Source organism: Blattabacterium cuenoti (genome assembly GCF_014252255.1).
GTDB classification, from domain to species: Bacteria; Bacteroidota; Bacteroidia; order Flavobacteriales; family Blattabacteriaceae; genus Blattabacterium; species Blattabacterium cuenoti_J.
Window position 1 is genome coordinate 59,851 of the sequence record NZ_CP059213.1, and the last position, 21,313, is coordinate 81,163.

A 21,313-nucleotide genomic window follows, 5' to 3' on the forward strand; every position below is an offset into this window, starting at 1 on the left:
ATTTCTTTAATTTTAATTTAATATGATTATTATTATATCTTATAACTTATAATAAAATAAAATAAATAATAAAATAAATAAATATCAACAACTTCAAGTTAAAGAAACATTTCAAAAATAAACGAATTTTAATTTAAATTTACTTAAAATTATTTTCAATGAATTTACATGAATACCAAGGTAGAGAAATATTAAATTCTTTTGCAATTCAAGTTCCATATGGAATACTTGCTTCTTCTCCAGAAGAAGCTGTAAAATCAGCAAAAATCATTTTTCAAAAAACTAAAAAAAATTCTTTAATAATTAAAGCTCAAATACATGCAGGGGGACGTGGAAAATCTGGTGGTATTCAAATTGCAAAAAATTTAGATGAAGTTTATAAAAAATCAAAAAATATTTTAGGAAAATTTTTAGTAACTCCACAAACTTCGAAAAAAGGAAAATTAGTTAAAAAAATTTTATTATCTGAAGATATTTATTCTTATGAATTAAATCCACCTAGAGAATATTATTTATCGATATTACTTAATCGTGATATAGAAAAAAATATAATTCTATATTCTAAAGAAGGAGGAGTAAATATAGAAGATCTTTCAAAAAAAAATCCAGAAAAAATATATACAGATGAAATAGATCCATTATTAGGATTACAATTCTTTCAAATAAGAAAAATAGCTTTTCATTTGGATATGTATCATGATTCCTTAAAAAATTTAAGTAATTTTTTAATTTCTCTTTATAAAGCTTATATAGCTTATGATACTTTATTATTAGAAATAAACCCTTTAATAAAAACATTTGATAATAAAATCATTCCTGTAGATATTAAAATTGTATTAGATGATAATGCTTTATTTCGTCATAAAAAATATGCTATTATGTATAATAAAAATGACATTGATATTCATCTTGAAAAAAAAGCAAAAGAAGCAAATTTAAATTTTTTAAAATTAAAGGGTAACGTAGGATGTATGGTAAATGGAGCGGGTTTAGCTATGGCTACTATGGACATGATTAAATTGTGTGGGGGAGAACCTGCTAATTTTTTAGATATAGGAGGATCAGCGGATAAAAAACGTGTAGAAAAAGCTTTTTCTATTATATTACAAGATAAATCTGTTAAAACAATATTAATCAATATATTTGGTGGAATAGTTCGTTGTGATACGGTAGCAGAAGGTATAATTAATTCGTATTCTAAAATTGATGATAATATTAAAATTCCGGTAGTTATTCGTTTACAAGGTACAAATGAAGAAATAGCAAAAAAAATGCTTCAAAAAAGTTTATTACCTATTTATTCTACTGATACGTTAAAAGATGCGTCTGATAAAATTAAAGAAATTTTGCATACAATATAGTTTATGAAAAAATTTTTTTAAAAAAATTATATGATATAAAAAATATAAACCATTAAATAAAATGGAATAAATTAATAGAAAAACAAAATATTTATATTATTTAATAAAAATTTAACAAATTTATACTTATAAACTATGTTAATATTTTTATTCATTTTCCAATAAAATACATAAGATGTTTTATCTTTTTATAAATTTTAATTTATGATTCATTATTACTCGTCAAACAGTAGAAAAAAAATTTTTTTCTCTTCTGCTTATTCAGATGAAGATATTGATAATAGTTCTACTTCTTCTTCTTCTTACGGATCTGGAGGAAGTGGAACAGGAACAGGATCTGGTTATTATGGAGGAACTTCAATAAGAAGCAAAACTCCAGTTTTAGATAATTTTGGAAGGGATTTAAATGCAATAGCAATGGAAGGAAAATTAGATCCTGTAGTAGGAAGAGATAAAGAAGTAGAACGTGTTTCTCAAATATTGAGTAGAAGAAAAAAAAATAATCCTTTACTTATAGGAGAACCTGGAGTAGGTAAATCAGCTATAGCTGAAGGGTTAGCCCTTCGTATTGTGAATAAAAAAGTATCTAGAGTATTATACAATAAAAGAGTAGTTGTATTGGATTTAGCAAGTTTAGTTGCGGGAACTAAATATAGAGGTCAATTTGAAGAAAGAATGAAGTCTATTATAAATGAATCGGAAAAAAATTCAGAATTAATACTTTTTATAGATGAAATTCATACAATGATTGGAGCTGGAGGAACTACAGGATCATTAGATGCATCTAATATATTTAAACCTGCTTTAGCAAGAGGATTTATTCAATGTATTGGAGCTACTACATTAAATGAATATAGACAATATATAGAAAAAGATGGAGCTTTAGAACGAAGATTTCAAAAAATTATGGTTCAACCTTCTTCGGAAAAAGAAACTATAGAAATTTTAAAAAAAATTAAAAGTAAATATGAAAGTCATCATAATGTTTTATATACAGAAAAAGCAATTAAAGCTTGTGTAGCCCTAACTGTACGATATATTGTAGATCGTTATTTACCTGATAAAGCAATTGATGCATTAGATGAAGCAGGATCACGTGTACATATACAAAATATAAAAGTACCCCAAGAAATAATTTTTTTAGAAAAAAAATTAGAAAATATTCGTGAAGAAAAATCTAAAGTTGTAAAAAGTCAAAAATACGAAGAAGCTGCACGTTTACGTGATACAGAAAAACGTATAGAAAAACAATTAATTAAAGCTCAACAAGAATGGGAAGAATCTTCTAAAGAAAATAAAGAAATTGTATCCGAAGAAAATATTGAAGAAGTTGTATCTATGATGAGTGGAGTTCCAGTAAATAGAATTGCTCAAGCTGAAATGAGGAAGTTAAATAAAATGACAGATATTTTAAAAGAAAAAATAGTAGGTCAAAATGAAGCAGTAGAAAAAATAGTAAGATCAGTTCAAAGAAATAGAACTGGATTAAAAGATCCTAATTCTCCTATAGGTTCTTTTATTTTTTTAGGACCAACAGGTGTTGGAAAAACTTATTTAGCAAAAATTTTTACTAAAGAATTATTTGATTCAGAAGAATCATTAATACGTCTAGATATGAGTGAATATATGGAAAAATTCTCTGTTTCTAGATTAATAGGGGCTCCCCCAGGTTATGTTGGTTATGAAGAGGGTGGTCAATTAACAGAAATTATACGTCGTCGACCTTATTCAGTAATATTATTAGATGAAATAGAAAAAGCACATCATGAAGTATTTAATATTTTATTACAAATGTTAGATTACGGATGTGTAACAGATAGTATTGGAAGAAAAATAAACTTTAAAAATACTGTAATTATTTTTACATCAAATATAGGTACGCAACAATTAAAAGAATTTGGTCAAGGAATTGGTTTTTGTACAAAAGCAAGAAAATCAAATAATTACATAAAAAATGTTTTAGAACAAGCTTTAAAAAGAACTTTTTCTCCAGAATTTTTAAATAGAATAGACGATATTATTATTTTTAATTCTTTAACAAGAAAAAATATATCTAAAATAACTTCTATAGAATTAGAAAAAATAATACTTCATGTATCTAATATCGGTTATCAATTAACTTTATTTCCTGAAGTAAAAGAATTTATTCAAAATAAAGGATTTGATAATGAATATGGAGCTCGTCCTTTAAAAAGAGTAATAGAAAAATTTATTAAAAATCCTATATCAGAATGTATTATTAATGAAAAATTAAAAAAAGGAGATATAATTTCATTAAAAATGAATGAAAAAAATAATGACATAGAAGCTTTTATTAAAAAAATATGAATATTTTAATAAAAAAAAAAATAATTGAAAAAATATTAGATTTTTTATATCCAGATCCAATTAGTACTCTATATTATATAAACGAATATACTTTATTAATAGCTATTATACTTACTGCAAAAAGTAAGGAAAAAATAGTAAATAAAACAACAAAACGTTTATTTACAAAAATACAATATCCTAAGGATATTTTTTATTTTTCTATTGAAGAAATAAAAAATGATATACAAAATATAGGACTTCATAATAAAAAAGCAAAAAATATTTATGATTTATCTATTATTTTAATAAATAAATATAATAGTGTCATTCCTAAAAATATTTTAAAACTAAAATCTTTACCTGGAGTAGGACATAAAACCGCTTCGGTTTTTTTATCTTTTGTATCAAAAATACCTGTATTTCCTGTCGATACTCATATACATAGAATGATGTATCGTTGGAAATTAAGTAATGGAAAAAATGTTACAAAAACAGAAAAAGATGCAAAAAGTATTTTTAATAAAAAAAATTGGAAAAAATTACATCTTCAAATTATTTCTTATGCGAAAGAATATTCTCCTTCTAAAAAAATAAATTTAAATAAAGATATAATTTATCAAGAATTATTAAAAAAAAATTTATTATTCTAAATTCTACCTTAAAAAGGTAAATCATCAAAGTCATCAGAAGATAAAGATTGAGAGATAGAAGACGTTTTTTTTGAAGAATTTGTAGAATAATCTTCAATTTTCCATCCTTGAATAGAATTAAAATATTTAATAATTCCTTCAGGATTAGTCCATTCTCTTCCACGAATATTGATAAAAACTTTTATTTTATCTTTTATATTTATATTTTCTAATAAATCAACCTTATCTTGAATAAACTCAATCAATATATTTTGAGGATATGCTTCTTCAGAAGTTAAAACCATTTCTCTTTTTCGAAATCCACTATCAAATTTCTGAATTTTAAATAATTTTTTTACTATTCCTATAATTTCCATGAAAATTTATAATTTATTTTTTTTTATTATTATTCTTTTTTTTAAGTGTTTCTCCAATTTGATTAGAAATATTAAATGAAGTAATCATATTATTTAACATTTCACTAGCAGATCCTGGTGAATTAGGTAATAAAATTAAATTTGTATTACTATTTTCTCCCATAGATTGTAATGTATCATAATGTTGTGTTACTACGATCAAAGCAGAAGCTTCTTGTGAATTTATTCCTACATTATTTAATACTTCAACTGATTCTAATATTCCTCTCGCTATTTCTCTACGTTGATCTGCTGTTCCTATTCCTTGTAATTTTTTACTTTCAGCTTCTGCTTTTGCTTTAGCAACAATTTTAATTCTTTCAGCTTCTGCTTTATATTCAGCTGCTACTTTTTCTCTTTCAGCTGTATTAATACGATTCATAGCTTGTTTAACTTGTTCATCAGGATCAAGATCTGTTACCAATGCTTTAATAATAGAATATCCATAATCTAACATAGATCCTCCCAATTCTCCTTTTACTACAAGAGCAATATGATCTTTTCTTTCAAAAACATCATCTAAACGCATTTTTGGAACTTCTGCTCTAACAACATCAAAAATATAAGAAGTAATTTGAGCATGAGAATTATCTAATTTATAAAAAGCTTCATATACTTTTTCTTCAATGACTTTAAATTGAACTGATATTTTTACTTTTACAAAAACATTATCTTTTGTTTTTGTATCTACTAAAATATCTAATTGTTGAATTTTTAAAGTTAATTTTCCTACTACATGATCTAAAATTGGAATTTTAAAATTTAATCCAGCATAACGAATACTATGAAATTTTCCCATTCTTTCAATAATAAATGCAGTTTCTTGATTAACTATAAAAATAAAACTTGAAATAAGAGATAAAATTAAAAGAGTTAATACACCATAAAATAGTAAACTAAAGATATTCATATTTATTTACTTAAAAATTTTTTATAAAAAACCTAATTCTAAACGAGCTTCTTCACTCATAAATTCTTTACTCCAAGGAGGATCAAATGTTAAAATGACATCTACATTTTTTATTTCTTTTAAAGATTCCACTTTATTTTTTATTTCTATAGGTAAACTTTCTGCTACTGGACAATTTGGTGTAGTTAAAGTCATTATTATTTTTACATTTTTTTCTATAGAAATTTTAATATCATAAATAAGACCTAATTCATAAATATCTACAGGAATTTCCGGATCATATATACTTTTTAATACCAAAATAATACGATCTTCTAAATTACGATCTTCTAAATAATGATCTTCACTCATTTTTCATTTTTTTTTAATAAAGATCCAAATTGATCAAAATAGTGAATAGGATAACCTAATTTTTTTATAGAAGGTAAAATATCATTAATTTTTCCAACAATTATAATTCTACCATTTTTAATAGAAAAAAATTGTTTACATGATTTATGTATATCATCTACAGTAACCAATTGTATTTTTTTTAAGTAATTTTTATAAAATCCATTTGGAAGATTATTTTTTAATTCACAAATAAAAAGATCACTAATTCTATTTGGATCTTCAAAATCAAGAATAAATTGTCCACTTATTTCTTTTTTTTTAATATATAATTCTTCATAAGAAACTTTATCCTTTTTTATTTTTTCAATCTCTTTTAAAATATCTTTAATTGCTTTTTCTGTAACTTCATTTCTAACTTGAGTGTATACTGAAAAATAACCGATATATCTATCTGATTTTAAAATAGAATAAGCCCCATATGTATAAGCTTTTTTTTCTCTAAGATTTAAAAATAAACGACTTTGTGGTCCACCACCTAATATTCCATTTGCTAATATAGAAGAAAAATATAATGAATCACTTTTTTTTAAACAAACAGGACCTCCAAAACAAATAGTAGATTGTGTCATAGAAGGAAGATCTACTATATCAATTTCTGTTTCAGATGGAATAATATATTCTTTTTTAATAGAAGGATCAAAATATGATTTACTTTTCCATTGAGAAAAATATACATTACATAACTTTTCTACTTCTTTTTTTGAAATATCTCCTATAAAAGAAAGATAAGATATATTTGGGATATAATATTTATTATATAATTGTTTTAAATCATCAAGAGTTATATTTTTAATAGTTTCATGAGTTTCATATTCTCCATAAGGATGATTTTTTCCAAAGAATAAAACATTTCTCACTCGCTGTAAAATAGCATTAGGATCTTTTTCAATAAGATGAATATCTATAATTCTTTGTTTTATTATTTTTTCTAATTCTTTGGAATTATCAAATTTACTATTCATTAAAATATCACTCATTATAGAAACAGATTTATTTATATTTTTTTTTAAAATAGAAATAGATATTTCAAAAAAAGAAGTATATAAATTAGCTCCTATACAATCAATCATTTCATCTAATTCTTCTTTAGAATGATTTTTTGTTCCAGAACGAAGCATTTGACCAAAAACTTTTCTTATTCCAGCTTTATCTTTTTCCAAAAAAGGTTTACAATCTAATTCTAGACCTACTCGAACTAAAGGAAGTTTATGATTTTCTACAACCAAAACTTTCAATCCATTTTTCATATGAAAAAATTCAGGGTTTTTAATATTGATTGTAATTTTTCTTTTTAAAGATTTTGGTGGAATGTTACGATTAACAGTGTTAGCAAACATAATTGTTGTATAAAAAAAAATTGTTAAAATAAAAATAATTTTTTGAAAAAATTTACTTGTTTTCTGGAACATCGTATAAACGGACTCTATTGTTTTTATTTAAATATTTATTAGCGACTCTTTTGATGTCCTCTACGGTTATTTTACGGTATATATTTATATCAGTATTAATTAAATTTGCATTTTTGTAGTATAAATAATAATGAGATAAATTTGCGGCTATTCCACTCATATAATAATTATCGGATAAAAATTTTTTTTCAAAAAAATTTTTTTGTTTTTCTAATTCATATTCTGTGATTCCTTTTTCTTTTAATAGATCAATTTCCTCATCTATTATTTTTGTTAATTTATCTAAATTAATTCCAGGATTAATAAGTCCATATATAATAAAAATTCCATAATCTTCCATTGTATCAAAAAAAGAACCTGCATAAGAAGCCATTTGTTTTGAATTGACAATACTTTTTATAATACGTGAACTTTCTCCGTAAGACAAAATATGATCTATAATTCTTAATACATAAGAATCTTTATTTGTTATATTTGGAACTCTATATGATAAAAATACTCCAGGAACCTTAGTATTTTTATCTACATATGTAGAAAATATTTCTTTATTAATTGGATCTTCTTCTATTTTTTTCATTTTAAAATTCATTATTCCTTTTGGAATAGAAGAAAAATAATTTTGAATTAATTTCCTTGCTTCATTTATATCAAAATCTCCTGCTACAACTAAAACAGCATTATTTGGAACATAATATGTTTTATAAAATTTTTTATAATCATTTTCTGTAGCTGCATCTAAATCTTTTTCAAAACCAATAATAGGATATCTATATGGATGTTTTTTAAATAATAAAGAAGGAATTATTTCTGAAATAGCTGTTACATAAGGTTGATTTTCTACACGCATTTTTTTTTCTTCTTTAACAACTTCTCTTTGTATATTAATACTTTCTTCATCTACTTTTGCATGAAGCATTCTTTCAGATTCTAACCATAAAGCTAATGGTAGACGATCAGATGGTAAAATTTCATAATAACAAGTTTCATCATGATTTGTATAAGCGTTATTTTTTCCACCATGAGATGCTATATACTTAAAGTATTCTCCTTTTTTTATATTTTTGGATCCTTCAAACATAAGATGTTCGAAAAAATGAGCAAACCCAGATTTTCCAGGTGTTTCATTTTTACTTCCAACATGATATAAAACAGAAATAGAAACTAAAGGGTTTGTATTATCTTGATGCAAGATAACATGCAACCCATTGGATAATTTCTCTTCTAAAAATTTTATTTTATACAATTCTTTAGAGTTTAAATGATTAAACATTGTAGATAATAACATTAATAAAAAAAAATAAATTTTATACATTATATTATATAGAACAAAGTTAAAGATTAACAAAAGAAATTTACAAATTTTTTTTTCTAAAAAATGGAATTTTTTTCTTTTATTCTATTTTTGTCAAATTATGAATTTGTTTATTTAAATATGAAAAAAATTTTATTCTCTATTTTCATTTTTTATTTATTTTTCTTTTTTTTATTAAAATCTGAAAATATAAAAGGAGATGCTGAAATAGGAGCAGAACTTTTTAAAAAAAATTGCACAGCATGTCATTCTATGGAATTAGAAAAAAAAATGATAGGACCTGCTTTAGCTGAAGTAACAAAAAATAGAACTCGTGAATGGTTACATAGATGGATTATAAATAATAAATCTTTAAGAGAAAGTGGAGATAAAGACGCCATAGCTATTTATAAAAAATATGGAAATTTAGAAATGAATTTATTTCCTCAATTATCAGAAAAACAAGTAGATGATATTTTATCATTTATTCAAAATCCAATATTAATAAAAAAAAAAGAAGAAATAAAAAATTATAAAAATAATAATGAAAATAATGAAAATGAAATAGAAGAAAAAAAATTTTTAACTAAACTAGTTATTTTTTGTTTTAGCATTTTATCTTTGATTTTACTATGGATATTATACAGAATACAAATTTTAACTAAGTTATTAAATGAAAAAAAAGATCTTATTTTTGATAAAAAAGATTTTTTTATCAAAATTTTGTATAAAAAAATTTTAGGAAAAAAAAAGATCAGATGGAGATTATTATCTTATTTTATATTTTTTCTATTTTTTATAGGAATATATGGTATTTGGAATTTTTTAATGAAAATAGATATTAATAAAGGATATAAACCTAAACAACCTATTTATTTTTCTCATAAAATTCATTCTGATATTAATGAAATTGATTGTCAATATTGTCATTCTTCTGCAAAATATAGTAAAGTATCCAGTATCCCTTCAGCAAATGTTTGCATGAGTTGTCATATTACTATTGATGAATATAAAGGAGATTATTTAGAAAAAGGAAAAAGTAGAAATGAATATAATGAAGAAATACAAAAAATATATCATGCGGTAGGATGGAATAAAGAAACTAGAGAATATTCAAAAAAAAATCATCCCATTCAATGGATACGTATACATAATATGCCTGATTTTGTTTATTTTGATCATTCTCAACATGTTATAACTGGAGAAAAAATGATAAAAAAATTTAAAAAAGTGAATTTAGTTTGTAATGCATGTCATGGAGATGTACAAAAAATGGATCAAGTAGAAATGTCTAACGATTTTACTATGGAATGGTGTATTTCTTGTCATAGAAATGTAGAAATTGATATTAATAATCAATATTATAAAAAATATTTTTCAAATGATATAAAAAAAGAAAAAAAAATAACTGTAGATATGATTGGTGGGACAGAATGTGCTAAATGTCATTATTGAATTATATAAATAAAAGTTATTAAAAAAATCAATTATATGAAATTAAAGAATAAAAAAATAGTTAGAAATTATAATAATACAATTAAAAATTTTTTTAAAAAAAAAACGTCTAGACGTGATTTTTTAAAATGGATAGGTTTTAGTACCGCGTCAGTTACTTTAGCCTCTTGTAAAGGACCAGTTATTAAATCTATTCCTTATATTGTTAAACCAGACTCTATAATTCCTGGAATTCCTAATTATTACGCTTCTACTATGATTGATTCTTTTGATATAGGATGCGTTTTAGTAAAAACAAGAGAAGGACGTCCTATAAAAATAGAACCTAATTCAATTTCAAAATATTTCAATACAACTCCTGCTAGAATACAATCTTCTTTATTATCTCTTTATGATGAGGAAAAATTAAAATATCCTTTTTTAAAAGGAAGAAAAAATTCTTGGATAAATATAGATAATTATATTATTAAACATTTAAAAAATATATCTAAAACAAAAAAAGATATAGTTTTTCTTTCTTCTTCTTTTCCCAGTTTTTCTACAAAAAAATTAATTCAAAATTTTAAAGAAATTTATCCTAATACTAAATGGATTACTTATGATGCTATTTCATATTCTAAAGCATTAGATGCATCAAAAGAAATATTTGGAATTCGATATTTTCCTTTTTTTGATTTAAGAAAATCTGAATTAATCGTGTCTTTTGATGCTGATTTATTAGGAGATTGGAGTCCAGAAAATATGAGTAAATATTATGTTTCCAATAGAAATCCTATAAAATCAATGATGAAACATATTCAAATAGAAAGTAATATGAGTATTTCTGGAGCTAATGCAGATATTAGAATAGCTAGAAAACCTTCTGATATTAAAAAAATGTTATTTGAAATTTATCAAAAAATTTTTTTTGGTAAGGAACCTAAAGATGATGATGTAAAAAAAATATCGTATTTAATTGATAAAAAAGGATCTAAGAGTGTTATTATTGCAGATGGAGACCAAGAATCATATGAATTATCTTTTTTAATTAATCAAAAAATTAATAGTGATGCATTACAAAATGATAAATATATTTTATCTAAAGAAAGTAATGATATAAAATTCAAAAAATTTCTCAAAAATTTAGAAAAAGAAAATATAGGTTGTTTATTTATTCACAATATTAATCCTATTTATAGTCTTCCATTATCAATTTCTAAAAAAATTAAAGAATTTATAAAAAAAATACCACTAACTGTATCATTTTCCACAAATCAAGATGATACTAGTGGATTCATAGACGTATTAGCTCCTATTCCTCATTGGCTTGAATCTTGGGGTGATACAAATCCTATTACGGATACTTTTACACTCATTCAACCTACTATTCAAAAAATTTTTGATACAAGACAGTTACAAGATTCTTTAATTATTTGGGGAGGAATGAAATATAAAAATTATTATGATTTTTTAAAAAAAACTTGGGAAAAAAATATTATTCCTCAATCTAATGTTTCTTCTTTTAATGAAGCATTATTTTATGGAGTAGTACAAGTAAAAAATAAAATTTATAATAAAAATAATAATTATTTAAATAATATAAATATAATACAAAAATATAAGAATAAATTAATCAATTATGAAAAAAAAATAGAAAATAATTTTGAATTAAGATTATATACAAAAACTAGTATAGGAGATGGACATCAATATAATAATCCTTGGCTACAAGAATTTCCAGATCCTATAACACGAACTACTTGGGATAATTATTTGACTATGTCATATTTAGATGCAACTAAAATGAAAATAAAAAATTGGAATGTAGGAGATGGATCGTTAAATGGAAATTGTGTTAACTTAATTAGAAATAATGAAATCTTAATTCAAGATGTTCCTGTTTTTATTCAACCTGGACAAGCAATAGGATCTATTGGATTAGCTTTTGGATATGGTCAAAAAAATGGAAAACTATCCAAATTGTGTAATGGAAAAAATGCTTATAAAATTTATGAAGATTTTTGTATAATACAAAAAAATATACAAATAAATAAAGTAAATAAAATACATAAATTTGCTTGTATACAACTACAAAATACAACAATAGGTAGAAATTTAGTTAAAGAAACAGATTTAAATATTTTTTTAAAAAAAACTAAAGAAGTTTGGAATGAAGAAGAAAAAATTGATACTTATAAAGGAAGACTCTCTCCACAAGAAATTTCTATTTGGAATCAGAATAAAAATAAAGAAGAAAAGAAAAAAAGTGGACATCATTTTAATTTATCTATAGATTTAAATGCTTGTATCGGATGTGGTGCTTGCGTCATTGCATGTCATTCAGAAAATAATGTTCCTATTGTTGGTAAAGAAGAGATTAGAAAATCTAGAGATATGCACTGGTTACGTATAGATAGATATTATTCTACAAATAATAATGATAAAGAATCATACAAAAATATTTATAATAATAAAAAAATAAAGGTTTCTTTTCAACCTATTATGTGTCAACATTGTGATTATGCCCCTTGTGAAACTGTATGTCCTGTTGGAGCAACTGTTCACGGAAAACAAGGACAAAATATGATGGTTTATAATCGTTGCGTAGGAACTCGTTATTGTGCTAATAATTGTCCTTATAAAGTAAGACGATTTAATTGGTTTAATTACGCTAATAATCAAAAATTTGATTTTAATATGAATAATACTTTAGGAAAAATGGTATTAAATCCTGATGTAGTAGTTAGAACTAGAGGTGTTATGGAAAAATGTTCTTTATGTATACAAAGAACACAATATGTTATAGGAATAGCAAAAAAAGAAAATAGAAAAATAAAAGATAAAGAATTTGAAACAGCTTGTAGTATTTCTTGTCCGACAAAAGCTATTACTTTTGGAGATATTAATGATAAAGACAGTCTTATTTTTAAAAAAATAAAAAATACAAGATCTTATAAACTTCTTGAGTTTATAGGAATACGGCCTAATGTATCTTATCAAGTAAAAATAAGAAATGATAAAAAATAGTAAAAATGAAATAGAAAAATTATGTCAAATCATTATGAATCTTCTTTAAGAAAATCATTAATTTTAGGAAAAAAAACATTTAAAAATATTACTAATGATATATTAAAACCTATAGAAAATAAAGCGGGTAATTTATGGTGGATAGCTTTATTCATTTCTATTTTAGCTTTTTTATGGGGATTATTATGTATTTTTTATACAATAGGAACGGGTATTGGAGTATGGGGGTTGAATAGAACAGTAAATTGGGCTTGGGATATTACTAATTTTGTATGGTGGGTAGGAATTGGTCATGCTGGAACTTTAATTTCTGCTGTTTTATTATTATTTCGTCAAAAATGGCGTTTATCTATCAATCGTTCAGCAGAAGCTATGACTATTTTTGCTGTTATTCAAGCTGGTTTATTTCCTATTATTCATATGGGTCGACCATGGAATGCTCATTGGGTATTACCCATTCCTAATCAATTTGGTTCTTTATGGCCTAATTTTAATTCTCCTTTATTATGGGATGTTTTTGCAATTAGTACTTATTTTTCTGTATCTACTGTTTTTTGGTTTATGGGTTTAATACCTGATTTTGCTATGATACGAGATAGAATCTCAAATCCTTTTCAAAAAAAAATTTATAGTATTCTTAGTTTTGGATGGGGTGGTACATCAAAAGACTGGCAAAGATTTGAAGAAATTTCCTTAATTTTAGCTGGTTTATGTACACCATTAGTTTTTTCTGTTCATACTATAGTTTCATTTGATTTTTCAACTTCTGTTATAAAAGGTTGGCATAGCACCATATTTCCTCCTTATTTTGTAGCAGGTGCTATATTTTCTGGGTTTGCTATGGTTCAAACTTTACTTGGTGTAGCAAGAAAAGTTCTTTCTTTAGAAAGTTATATAACAAGAAATCATATAGAATATATGAATATGATTATTTTATTGACAGGAGGAATTGTTTTATTAGCTTATATTTCAGAATTTATTCTTGCTTGGTATTCAGGAAATCCTTTTGAAAAATTTATTTATTTTTCTAAAGAAGCTGCTAAAGGTCCATTTTGGTGGGCTTTTTGGGCATTAATTATTTGTAATATTATCATTCCTCAATTTTTATGGATAAAATATATACGAAGAAGTTTTTTTTGGTCTTATGTAATAGCTATAATTATAAATATAGGAATGTGGTTTGAAAGATTTGATATTATTGTTTTAAATATAAGTCATGATTATCTTCCTTCTTCTTGGACCGGTTTTATTCCATCATTTGTAGATGTTGGAATATTTATAGGAACTATTGGTTTATTTTTTATTCTTTATTTATTATACATACGTACATTTCCAGTTATTTCACAATCAGAATTAAAAACAATATTAAAAACTGATAATAAAAAACCAGAAAATGAATAATAATAAATATATACATGCATTATATGATAATGATTCTACACTAATAAACAGTATTAAAATTATTCAAAGTAATAATTATAGCATACATGAAGTATATTCACCTTTTCCAATTCATAATTTGGATAAAATTCTTAAATTAAAGAAAACTAATTTATCTTTTTTATCTTTTATATATGGATTATTTGGATTTTTTATAGCAAGTTTATTAATTTGGTATACTATGATTTTTGATTGGCCTCAAAATATCGGAGGTAAACCATCTTTTTCCTTTATCAGAAATGTTCCTTCTTTTATACCTATAATATTTGAATTATCTATTTTTTTTTCTGCACATTTTATGTGTATCACTTATCTTATTCAATGTAGGTTATTTCCAGGATTTATACGAAAAAATCCGGATCCAAGAACTACTGATGATATGTTTTTAATGGAAATTAATATTAAAAAAGATACTCAAAAAATAATAAATTTATTGAAAAAAAATGGAGCAATAGAAGTTCTTATAAAAGAAAAAATTAAATAACTCTTTTGAATTATGAAAAATATTTATAGAGTTATTATTATAATATTAAATGCTTTTTTATTAGGATCCTGTTGGTTTGATAAAACAAAACCAAATATAGTTTATATGCCAGATATGTATTATTCAGATGCATATGAACCTTATTCAGATCCTTATTTTAATTATAATAAAAAAATGAAAGAAATTAAAATTCCATTATTTTTAAATGGAAAAACTTCTTCTCTTTTACCAGTAAAAAATACTATTCCAAGAACTAATTTTTATGATTCAATTTCCTATAAAATATCCAATCAAGGATTTAATTTTTCTAAAAAAATTATTACATATTCTTTTCCTAGAAAAGGATATACAGAAGATTTTTTAAAAAGAGGAGAAAAATTATATCAAATTAATTGTTCTATATGCCACGGAAATAATGGAGATGGACAAGGTAAATTAGTAAAAAATGAAAAAATTTTAGGAATTCCTAATTATAAAGATAGAAATATAACTATTGGAAGTGTTTATTATGTTATAAAATATGGTAAAAATAATATGAATTCTTATGCTTCTCAATTAAATGAAATAGATAGATGGAAAATAGCAGAATACGTAATGTATTTAAAAAACAAATAAATATGCATCATTTTTTTAAAAAAAAGAAACAAATTTATATTTTGATAATGATCATAGGTTTTATTTTTATTCTTTTTGATAAAATATTTTTAGAAAAAAATATAATTAAAAATACAGAAATAAATAATAGTATTTGTACAGGATTATATATTTCTATTTTTTATTTTACTTCTATATCTTTAGGTTCTCTATTTTTTTTAAGCATACAAAATGTTTCCAAATCAGGATGGTCAGTTATTATTCACCCAATTATGGAAAAAATAGCTTCTTTTATTCCATATGGATGTTTTATGATTTTTATCATTTTATTATTAAATGCCATGAATTTTATACATATATTTCATTGGATGGATTATTATTTATATGATGATACTTATGGTAAGTATGATAAAATTATTGTAAATAAAAAATTTTTTTTAAATATTCCTTTTTTTTTAATGAGAAGCATTATCTATACATTAGGATGTAGTTTTTTTTATTTAAAAATTAAAAAAATTTCTTCTATATTAAATAAAACACATTCTTTGAATGATTATAAAAAATTATATTTTATATCTGTTATTTTTATTATATTTTTTTCTATTATTTCTATATTCATGGCATGGGATTGGATTATGTCTTTAAATCCACATTGGATTAGCACTTTATTTGGATGGTATGTTTTGAGTAGTTATATAGTGACAGGAATATCTACTATTACAATAATATCTATTTACCTTAATAAAAAAGGATTTTTTCCATTATTTAGAAATAGTCATTTACATGATTTAAGTAAATATTTATTTTCTAGTAGTTTACTATGGACTTATATTTGGTTTTCACAATTTTTACTTTATTGGTACGGAAATATTCCAGAAGAAATTATTTACTTCTTAAAAAGAGAAGAAATGTATAATTCTATTCATTTATGGATGCTTATTCCAAATTTTATAATACCTTTTTTTGGATTAATAAATAGTAAAAATAAATATGATCCTAAAATTGTATTCACAATATCTTTAATTTTATTAATTGGACATTATATAGATATATATAATTTAATAGCGCCAGATATTTATAATAATGGTCTAAAATTTGGTATATCGGAAATAGGTTCTTTTTTATTAATAGGTAGTTTTTTTAGTTATATTTTGTTTATTAATTTCAATAAAAATAAAAAAGAATTAAATCATTATACAGGAAATCCTTTTTTTAAAGAAAGTAAAAAATATAAATATCCTCATATATAATATATACATCTATAATAAATAGATACATCATAAAAATTTTTCATAAGAAAAAAATAATATTCATCATTACTTTAATTTTACTATTTATTTTTATCTTTAACGAAATTCATTATAGATTTATTAGAACCAAAAAGAGTTAATATATCTCCTTTTTGCAAAATAGTATCACCTGTAACTAATCCAATAACTTTTCTTTTTGAATTTTTTTTTAAATACAAAGGATTTTTTATATCTCGTATTACAGTAATTAAAGAAACAGAATATTTTTGCGTTAATCTTAAACTTTTAACAGATTTTCCATTAAAAGAATATGGAGAAAAAACTTCTGCTATAGAGTGTTTATTATCTACTCTAAAATAATCTAAAGCATAATTGAACGAAATTTGTTTTGTTAATCTAAAAGCAGCATCCTGTTCTGGATGTACTACATCATTAATTCCCATTGCTTCTAATATGGTGTCATGTATCTTTGATAAAGATCTACTAACTATTCTAAGATTTTTATACTTTTTAAGTATAGCCGTAGTTACTATTGATGAACCTTCGTTTTCTCCAATAGCTACAATTCCTAAATCTGCTTGCTGAATAGGTAATACTTTATAAGCAGCTTCATTATTAGCATCCATACATACTACATTTGCTATATGATCTTTTAATAAATCTACTTTTTCCATTTTATGATCTATTCCAAAAACTTCATGTCCATTATCTGTTAAATGTAGAGCTAAAGATCTTCCAAAATTTCCTAAACCAATAATTATAATTTTCATGTTTTTATAATGTTAATCAACTAATAAGAATATTTCCTTTAGGAAATCTATAATAATAATGAGAACTAATTTTATTTTTTAATAATCCCATCATTACGTTAAATACTCCTATTCTTCCTAATAACATTAAACATATTAAAACTAACTTACTTCCATTAGATAAATTAGAAGTTATCCCTAAAGATAACCCTGCTGTTGAAAAAGCAGAAAAAACTTCAAAAGAAATAGATAAAATATCTTCTTTAGGATCCAAAAAAATAATAAGTAAAATACTTATATATATTACAATTAATGATAACATAATAATTGAAAAAGCTAATCGAACAGATTCTGAAGATATTTCTTTTCTTTGTATTTCTAATCTATTTTTTCCTCTAGATAAAGAAAAAATATTCATTAAAGCTAATGCAAAAGTACTTGTTTTAATACCTCCACCAGTAGAAGCTGGAGAAGCTCCTATCCACATTAAAAAAATCGTAAAAAAAATAGTTATTGGAGATAAATTATTCATATTAATAACATGAAAACCAGCTGTTCTAGATGTAGCAGAAGAAAAAAATGAAGCAATAAATTTTCCATAAAAAGAAGAATGTTCTGAAAGAGAAAAATTATATTCACTGATATAATAAAAAATAGTTCCAAAAAAAAGTAAAAAAAAAGTTGTTGTGACAACAATTTTAGTATTTAAAGTTACTACATGTACAGGATAACGAAAATATTCATCTTTAAAAATTTTATAAAAATATTTTTTCATATTTAACCATATATATGTAAAAAAATTAAATAAAATATTGAACCCTATTCCACCCAATATTAATAAAAAAGCAATAATTATTTGTAAATAATAATTAAATCTTACAGATTGTGAATATAAACCTTGACTTAGGGTAGAGAATCCACTATTACAAAAAGAAGATATAGAATGAAAAATAGAAAAAAATAAAGGACTATCATTGTCTAGATATACTATATTTTTGTTATTATTAATAGAAAAATAAATTAATAAAGTTCCTATAAATTCTATTGTTAGAGTAAATAATACGACCTTTACAGCTAAACTAAGAACGTTATTAGTTGTTTTTGTATTTAAAAAATTACTAACAAAAATAGCTTCTTTAAAAGAAAATCCATCTCTAAAAAAATAACTAAAAAAAGAAGTTATAGTTAAAATTCCTAATCCTCCTAATTCAATTAAAATAAGTATAATAACTTTTCCTAAATAAGTAAAATCTTTAGCTGTATCCAATACAACTAATCCCGTAACACATACAGCACTAGTAGAAGTAAATAAGGCATCTATAAATGATATTTTTTTTACTGTAGATGATGGAAGCATTAATAAAAAAGATCCTAAAAAAGATAAAAAAATAAAACTTATAATAAATACGAAAGCAGGATTATGTATTTTAACATATATTTTTCGCATAAAATATGTTACACGAATAAGTATGTATAAAATTAAACTAATCAATAAATATATTTTAATATCATCTGTAATTTTTCCATTATTGTATATAAATATTTTTATAAAAGAAAAAAAAAGAAAGATTACTAATATAGAAAAAGATAAAAAAATCATAGATTTATAATTTTTTGGTAAATTGTTTTTACAAAAAATGATAAAAATATGTAAAAAAATTATTGTTAATACTATTGTTATAATAATTTCTGAATTAAAAAATCGGAAAGTTTTCCATCCTAAAGAAATAATTATATAAATAAATATAATTGGAGTTAATATTTCTAAAATATTTCGGAATTTAATTTGAATCATGATATTTATAAAATATTTTTTAGTATTTTTTTCCTTATTTTTATTATAATATTTTTAGCATATTGAAATATAATTATATCATAATTAGTACATATTATAATTTTATTAATTTAATATTTATATTTTTTATTAAATTTTATGATGTATTACAATAATAATTTTTTTTAAAAAAGTACATTTTATACTGATTATATATAAAAAAAATATATCAATTTTTATATTATATATAAATTATTTTAATTATTATATGATATAATATAATACGATATAATTATTAATGTTTTTTTTAATAGATTTATTATTTTTTAATTATAAATAAAAAGGTATATATTTTTCAATATTTTCAAATTTTTTATTGCAGAATTTTACATAAGAAATGTAAGACATATCCATTGCAGATGGATAATTTTTTAAAAAAAAGATTTTATTAGAAAATAGTTTTGTATCAAAAAAATTTTTTTTACCTATAAAATATACTTTCTCATTTTTTGTTAAATGTGTAAAAAAATCATCATTAATTTTTTTGATACAAATAGAATTTAATCTCTTTTTTGATTTAGAAAATAATGTTGTATAAAATAAATCAGATTTAGCATGTATTATTGGAATCAATAATCCACTTTTTATATTTACTTTTTGAATAATAATAGTTAAAGAATCTATAGATAATAAAGGAATTTTTAATGAAAAACATAAACCTTTAGCTGCTGATGATCCTATTCTTAAAGAAGTATATGATCCTGGACCTTTACTGACACAAATAGATTTTAAATCTTTAAGATGTATTTTAGAAATTTCTGTAGCATATTTTATAAATGTATGTAATTTTTCTGAATGAAAATATTTTTCAGAACATTCTTCTACAGAAGTTAGACATATTCCATTTTTAGCAATACTTACTGAACAATTTTTAGTAGAAGTTTCTAAATTTAGAATTAAAGACATATAAATTTTTTTATTTTGAAAACAAAAAAGATAATCAAATATATTGTATCCTGGTTAAAAAAATATATTTATAAATCTAAATCAAATGGTTTTATAATAGGAATATCTGGAGGAATAGACTCTTCTGTTACTTCTTTTCTTGTTTCTATGACAAAATTTCCTACTCTAATTTTAGAAATGCCTATTTTAGAAAAAAAAATAAATTTTTTATCTAGAAAACATGTACAATTTTTAACTAAAAAATTTTCAAATGTTTTTTATTTAAAAAAAGATTTATCTATTTTATTTACTTCTTTTTGTAAAGTAATTAACAAAAAAAATAAAAGATATTCTTTAGAATTAGCTAATGTTCAATCCCGTTTTCGTATGTTAACTTTATATTATTATGCTAATATAAAAAATTATCTTGTTGTTGGAACTGGAAATAAAGTAGAAGATTTTGGTGTAGGTTTTTTTACAAAATATGGAGATGGAGGAGTAGATTTGCATCCTATAGCTGATTTAATGAAAAGTGAAATTCGTTTAATTGCAAAAGAATTAAACATTGCATATGAAATTCAAAAAGCAAAACCAACAGATGGTCTTTGGGAAGATGAACGATCAGATGAAGATCAATTAGGTGCAACTTATGAGGAATTAGAATGGGCAATGAAAATAACAAAAAAAAAATATTATAATTTTTCTAATAAAAAAGAACAAGAAATTTTCAAAAAATTTCAAATTTTAAATCAAAAAAATAAACATAAAATGAAACTTATTCCTGTTTGCAGGATACCTTCTTTTCTTAAAAAAGAAATATCAAAATGATATGTAAAAAAATAAAATAATAGTAAAAACATAAATAATATACATCCATAATCCTTTTCGTAACTTTGT

The 21,313-nt window shown here is 22.6% G+C and carries 18 protein-coding genes; 10 read left to right on the forward strand and 8 right to left on the reverse strand.

Annotated elements, in window-relative coordinates:
• Window positions 1-158: 158 nt before the first annotated feature.
• The 3 genes from sucC (at window position 159) to H0H41_RS00255 (ending at window position 4,321) form a co-directional block, all read left to right on the forward strand.
• Complete coding sequence (gene sucC / locus H0H41_RS00245) at window positions 159-1,361, forward strand: ADP-forming succinate--CoA ligase subunit beta (RefSeq protein WP_185872258.1); 1,203 nt, start codon at window positions 159-161, stop codon at window positions 1,359-1,361.
• Between the two features lie 204 nt (window positions 1,362-1,565).
• Entirely contained in the window at window positions 1,566-3,689 is a 2,124-nt protein-coding gene (locus H0H41_RS00250) for an ATP-dependent Clp protease ATP-binding subunit (protein ID WP_185872259.1), read from the forward strand.
• Window positions 3,686-4,321 carry an endonuclease III domain-containing protein gene (locus tag H0H41_RS00255; RefSeq protein WP_185872260.1) on the forward strand — a complete coding sequence of 212 codons (636 nt, stop codon included), beginning with the start codon at window positions 3,686-3,688 and terminating at the stop codon, window positions 4,319-4,321. The genes H0H41_RS00250 and H0H41_RS00255 overlap by 4 nt, the downstream gene beginning before the upstream one ends.
• 8 nt (window positions 4,322-4,329) lie before the next feature.
• Here the strand turns inward: H0H41_RS00255 and H0H41_RS00260 are convergent, their stop codons facing one another.
• Genes H0H41_RS00260 through H0H41_RS00280 form a run of 5 tightly spaced genes read right to left on the reverse strand, consistent with a single transcriptional unit; the run spans window position 4,330 to window position 8,740 of the window.
• On the reverse strand, window positions 4,330-4,677 hold the full coding sequence (locus H0H41_RS00260; RefSeq protein WP_185872261.1) for a DUF3127 domain-containing protein: 348 nt from the start codon (window positions 4,675-4,677) through the stop codon (window positions 4,330-4,332).
• 13 nt (window positions 4,678-4,690) lie between these two features.
• Window positions 4,691-5,626: an SPFH domain-containing protein gene (locus tag H0H41_RS00265; RefSeq protein ID WP_185872262.1), complete on the reverse strand. Its 936-nt coding sequence runs from the start codon at window positions 5,624-5,626 to the stop codon at window positions 4,691-4,693.
• Window positions 5,627-5,647: 21 nt separating this feature from the next.
• Window positions 5,648-5,977 carry an iron-sulfur cluster assembly protein gene (locus H0H41_RS00270; protein WP_185872263.1) on the reverse strand — a complete coding sequence of 110 codons (330 nt, stop codon included), beginning with the start codon at window positions 5,975-5,977 and terminating at the stop codon, window positions 5,648-5,650.
• Complete coding sequence (locus tag H0H41_RS00275) at window positions 5,974-7,428, reverse strand: M16 family metallopeptidase (protein WP_185872264.1); 1,455 nt, start codon at window positions 7,426-7,428, stop codon at window positions 5,974-5,976. The genes H0H41_RS00270 and H0H41_RS00275 overlap by 4 nt, the downstream gene beginning before the upstream one ends.
• Complete coding sequence (locus H0H41_RS00280; protein ID WP_185872265.1) at window positions 7,409-8,740, reverse strand: M16 family metallopeptidase; 1,332 nt, start codon at window positions 8,738-8,740, stop codon at window positions 7,409-7,411. Before H0H41_RS00280 ends, H0H41_RS00275 begins: the two co-directional genes overlap by 20 nt.
• Window positions 8,741-8,860: 120 nt before the next feature.
• Here H0H41_RS00280 and H0H41_RS00285 point away from each other — a divergent pair, with 120 nt between their 5' ends.
• Genes H0H41_RS00285 through H0H41_RS00310 form a run of 6 tightly spaced genes read left to right on the forward strand, consistent with a single transcriptional unit; the run spans window position 8,861 to window position 16,948 of the window.
• Window positions 8,861-10,174: a c-type cytochrome gene (locus H0H41_RS00285; RefSeq protein ID WP_185872266.1), complete on the forward strand. Its 1,314-nt coding sequence runs from the start codon at window positions 8,861-8,863 to the stop codon at window positions 10,172-10,174.
• Window positions 10,175-10,210: 36 nt separating this feature from the next.
• Window positions 10,211-13,180 (forward strand): 4Fe-4S dicluster domain-containing protein, encoded by a 2,970-nt coding sequence (locus tag H0H41_RS00290; protein ID WP_185872267.1) that lies wholly within the window; start codon window positions 10,211-10,213, stop codon window positions 13,178-13,180.
• Window positions 13,181-13,201: 21 nt separating this feature from the next.
• A complete protein-coding gene (gene nrfD, locus H0H41_RS00295; RefSeq protein ID WP_185872268.1) occupies window positions 13,202-14,581 on the forward strand; it encodes an NrfD/PsrC family molybdoenzyme membrane anchor subunit in 1,380 nt (459 codons plus the stop codon).
• Window positions 14,574-15,104, forward strand: coding sequence for a DUF3341 domain-containing protein (locus H0H41_RS00300; RefSeq protein ID WP_185872269.1), 531 nt, complete (start codon window positions 14,574-14,576; stop codon window positions 15,102-15,104). Before nrfD ends, H0H41_RS00300 begins: the two co-directional genes overlap by 8 nt.
• 12 nt (window positions 15,105-15,116) lie before the next feature.
• Window positions 15,117-15,719, forward strand: a complete 603-nt coding sequence (locus H0H41_RS00305; protein WP_185872270.1) for a c-type cytochrome — start codon at window positions 15,117-15,119, stop codon at window positions 15,717-15,719.
• Between the two features lie 47 nt (window positions 15,720-15,766).
• Window positions 15,767-16,948: a hypothetical protein gene (locus H0H41_RS00310; RefSeq protein ID WP_223843740.1), complete on the forward strand. Its 1,182-nt coding sequence runs from the start codon at window positions 15,767-15,769 to the stop codon at window positions 16,946-16,948.
• Window positions 16,949-17,028: 80 nt separating this feature from the next.
• On the opposite strand, the gene H0H41_RS00315 is transcribed toward H0H41_RS00310, so the two are convergent.
• From H0H41_RS00315 to tsaB, 3 genes are all read right to left on the reverse strand, one after another.
• Window positions 17,029-17,718 (reverse strand): potassium channel family protein, encoded by a 690-nt coding sequence (locus H0H41_RS00315; RefSeq protein ID WP_185872272.1) that lies wholly within the window; start codon window positions 17,716-17,718, stop codon window positions 17,029-17,031.
• Between the two features lie 16 nt (window positions 17,719-17,734).
• A complete protein-coding gene (locus H0H41_RS00320) occupies window positions 17,735-19,492 on the reverse strand; it encodes a TrkH family potassium uptake protein (RefSeq protein WP_185872273.1) in 1,758 nt (585 codons plus the stop codon).
• Between the two features lie 309 nt (window positions 19,493-19,801).
• Window positions 19,802-20,437, reverse strand: a complete 636-nt coding sequence (gene tsaB / locus H0H41_RS00325) for a tRNA (adenosine(37)-N6)-threonylcarbamoyltransferase complex dimerization subunit type 1 TsaB (protein WP_185872274.1) — start codon at window positions 20,435-20,437, stop codon at window positions 19,802-19,804.
• A gap of 15 nt (window positions 20,438-20,452) precedes the next feature.
• Between tsaB and nadE the strand changes: the two genes are divergently transcribed.
• Entirely contained in the window at window positions 20,453-21,244 is a 792-nt protein-coding gene (gene nadE / locus H0H41_RS00330; protein WP_185872275.1) for an NAD(+) synthase, read from the forward strand.
• Window positions 21,245-21,313: the final 69 nt, after the last annotated feature.

Bases quoted from the DNA above. Each gene is read 5' to 3' on its own strand.
- sucC (WP_185872258.1), top strand. From the start codon at position 159: ATGAATTTACATGAATACCAAGGTAGAGAAATATTAAATTCTTTTGCA.
- H0H41_RS00250 (WP_185872259.1), top strand. From the start codon at position 1,566: ATGATTCATTATTACTCGTCAAACAGTAGAAAAAAAATTTTTTTCTCT.
- H0H41_RS00255 (WP_185872260.1), top strand. From the start codon at position 3,686: ATGAATATTTTAATAAAAAAAAAAATAATTGAAAAAATATTAGATTTT.
- H0H41_RS00260 (WP_185872261.1), bottom strand. From the start codon at position 4,677: ATGGAAATTATAGGAATAGTAAAAAAATTATTTAAAATTCAGAAATTT.
- H0H41_RS00265 (WP_185872262.1), bottom strand. From the start codon at position 5,626: ATGAATATCTTTAGTTTACTATTTTATGGTGTATTAACTCTTTTAATT.
- H0H41_RS00270 (WP_185872263.1), bottom strand. From the start codon at position 5,977: ATGAGTGAAGATCATTATTTAGAAGATCGTAATTTAGAAGATCGTATT.
- H0H41_RS00275 (WP_185872264.1), bottom strand. From the start codon at position 7,428: ATGTTCCAGAAAACAAGTAAATTTTTTCAAAAAATTATTTTTATTTTA.
- H0H41_RS00280 (WP_185872265.1), bottom strand. From the start codon at position 8,740: ATGTATAAAATTTATTTTTTTTTATTAATGTTATTATCTACAATGTTT.
- H0H41_RS00285 (WP_185872266.1), top strand. From the start codon at position 8,861: ATGAAAAAAATTTTATTCTCTATTTTCATTTTTTATTTATTTTTCTTT.
- H0H41_RS00290 (WP_185872267.1), top strand. From the start codon at position 10,211: ATGAAATTAAAGAATAAAAAAATAGTTAGAAATTATAATAATACAATT.
- nrfD (WP_185872268.1), top strand. From the start codon at position 13,202: ATGTCAAATCATTATGAATCTTCTTTAAGAAAATCATTAATTTTAGGA.
- H0H41_RS00300 (WP_185872269.1), top strand. From the start codon at position 14,574: ATGAATAATAATAAATATATACATGCATTATATGATAATGATTCTACA.
- H0H41_RS00305 (WP_185872270.1), top strand. From the start codon at position 15,117: ATGAAAAATATTTATAGAGTTATTATTATAATATTAAATGCTTTTTTA.
- H0H41_RS00310 (WP_223843740.1), top strand. From the start codon at position 15,767: ATGATCATAGGTTTTATTTTTATTCTTTTTGATAAAATATTTTTAGAA.
- H0H41_RS00315 (WP_185872272.1), bottom strand. From the start codon at position 17,718: ATGAAAATTATAATTATTGGTTTAGGAAATTTTGGAAGATCTTTAGCT.
- H0H41_RS00320 (WP_185872273.1), bottom strand. From the start codon at position 19,492: ATGATTCAAATTAAATTCCGAAATATTTTAGAAATATTAACTCCAATT.
- tsaB (WP_185872274.1), bottom strand. From the start codon at position 20,437: ATGTCTTTAATTCTAAATTTAGAAACTTCTACTAAAAATTGTTCAGTA.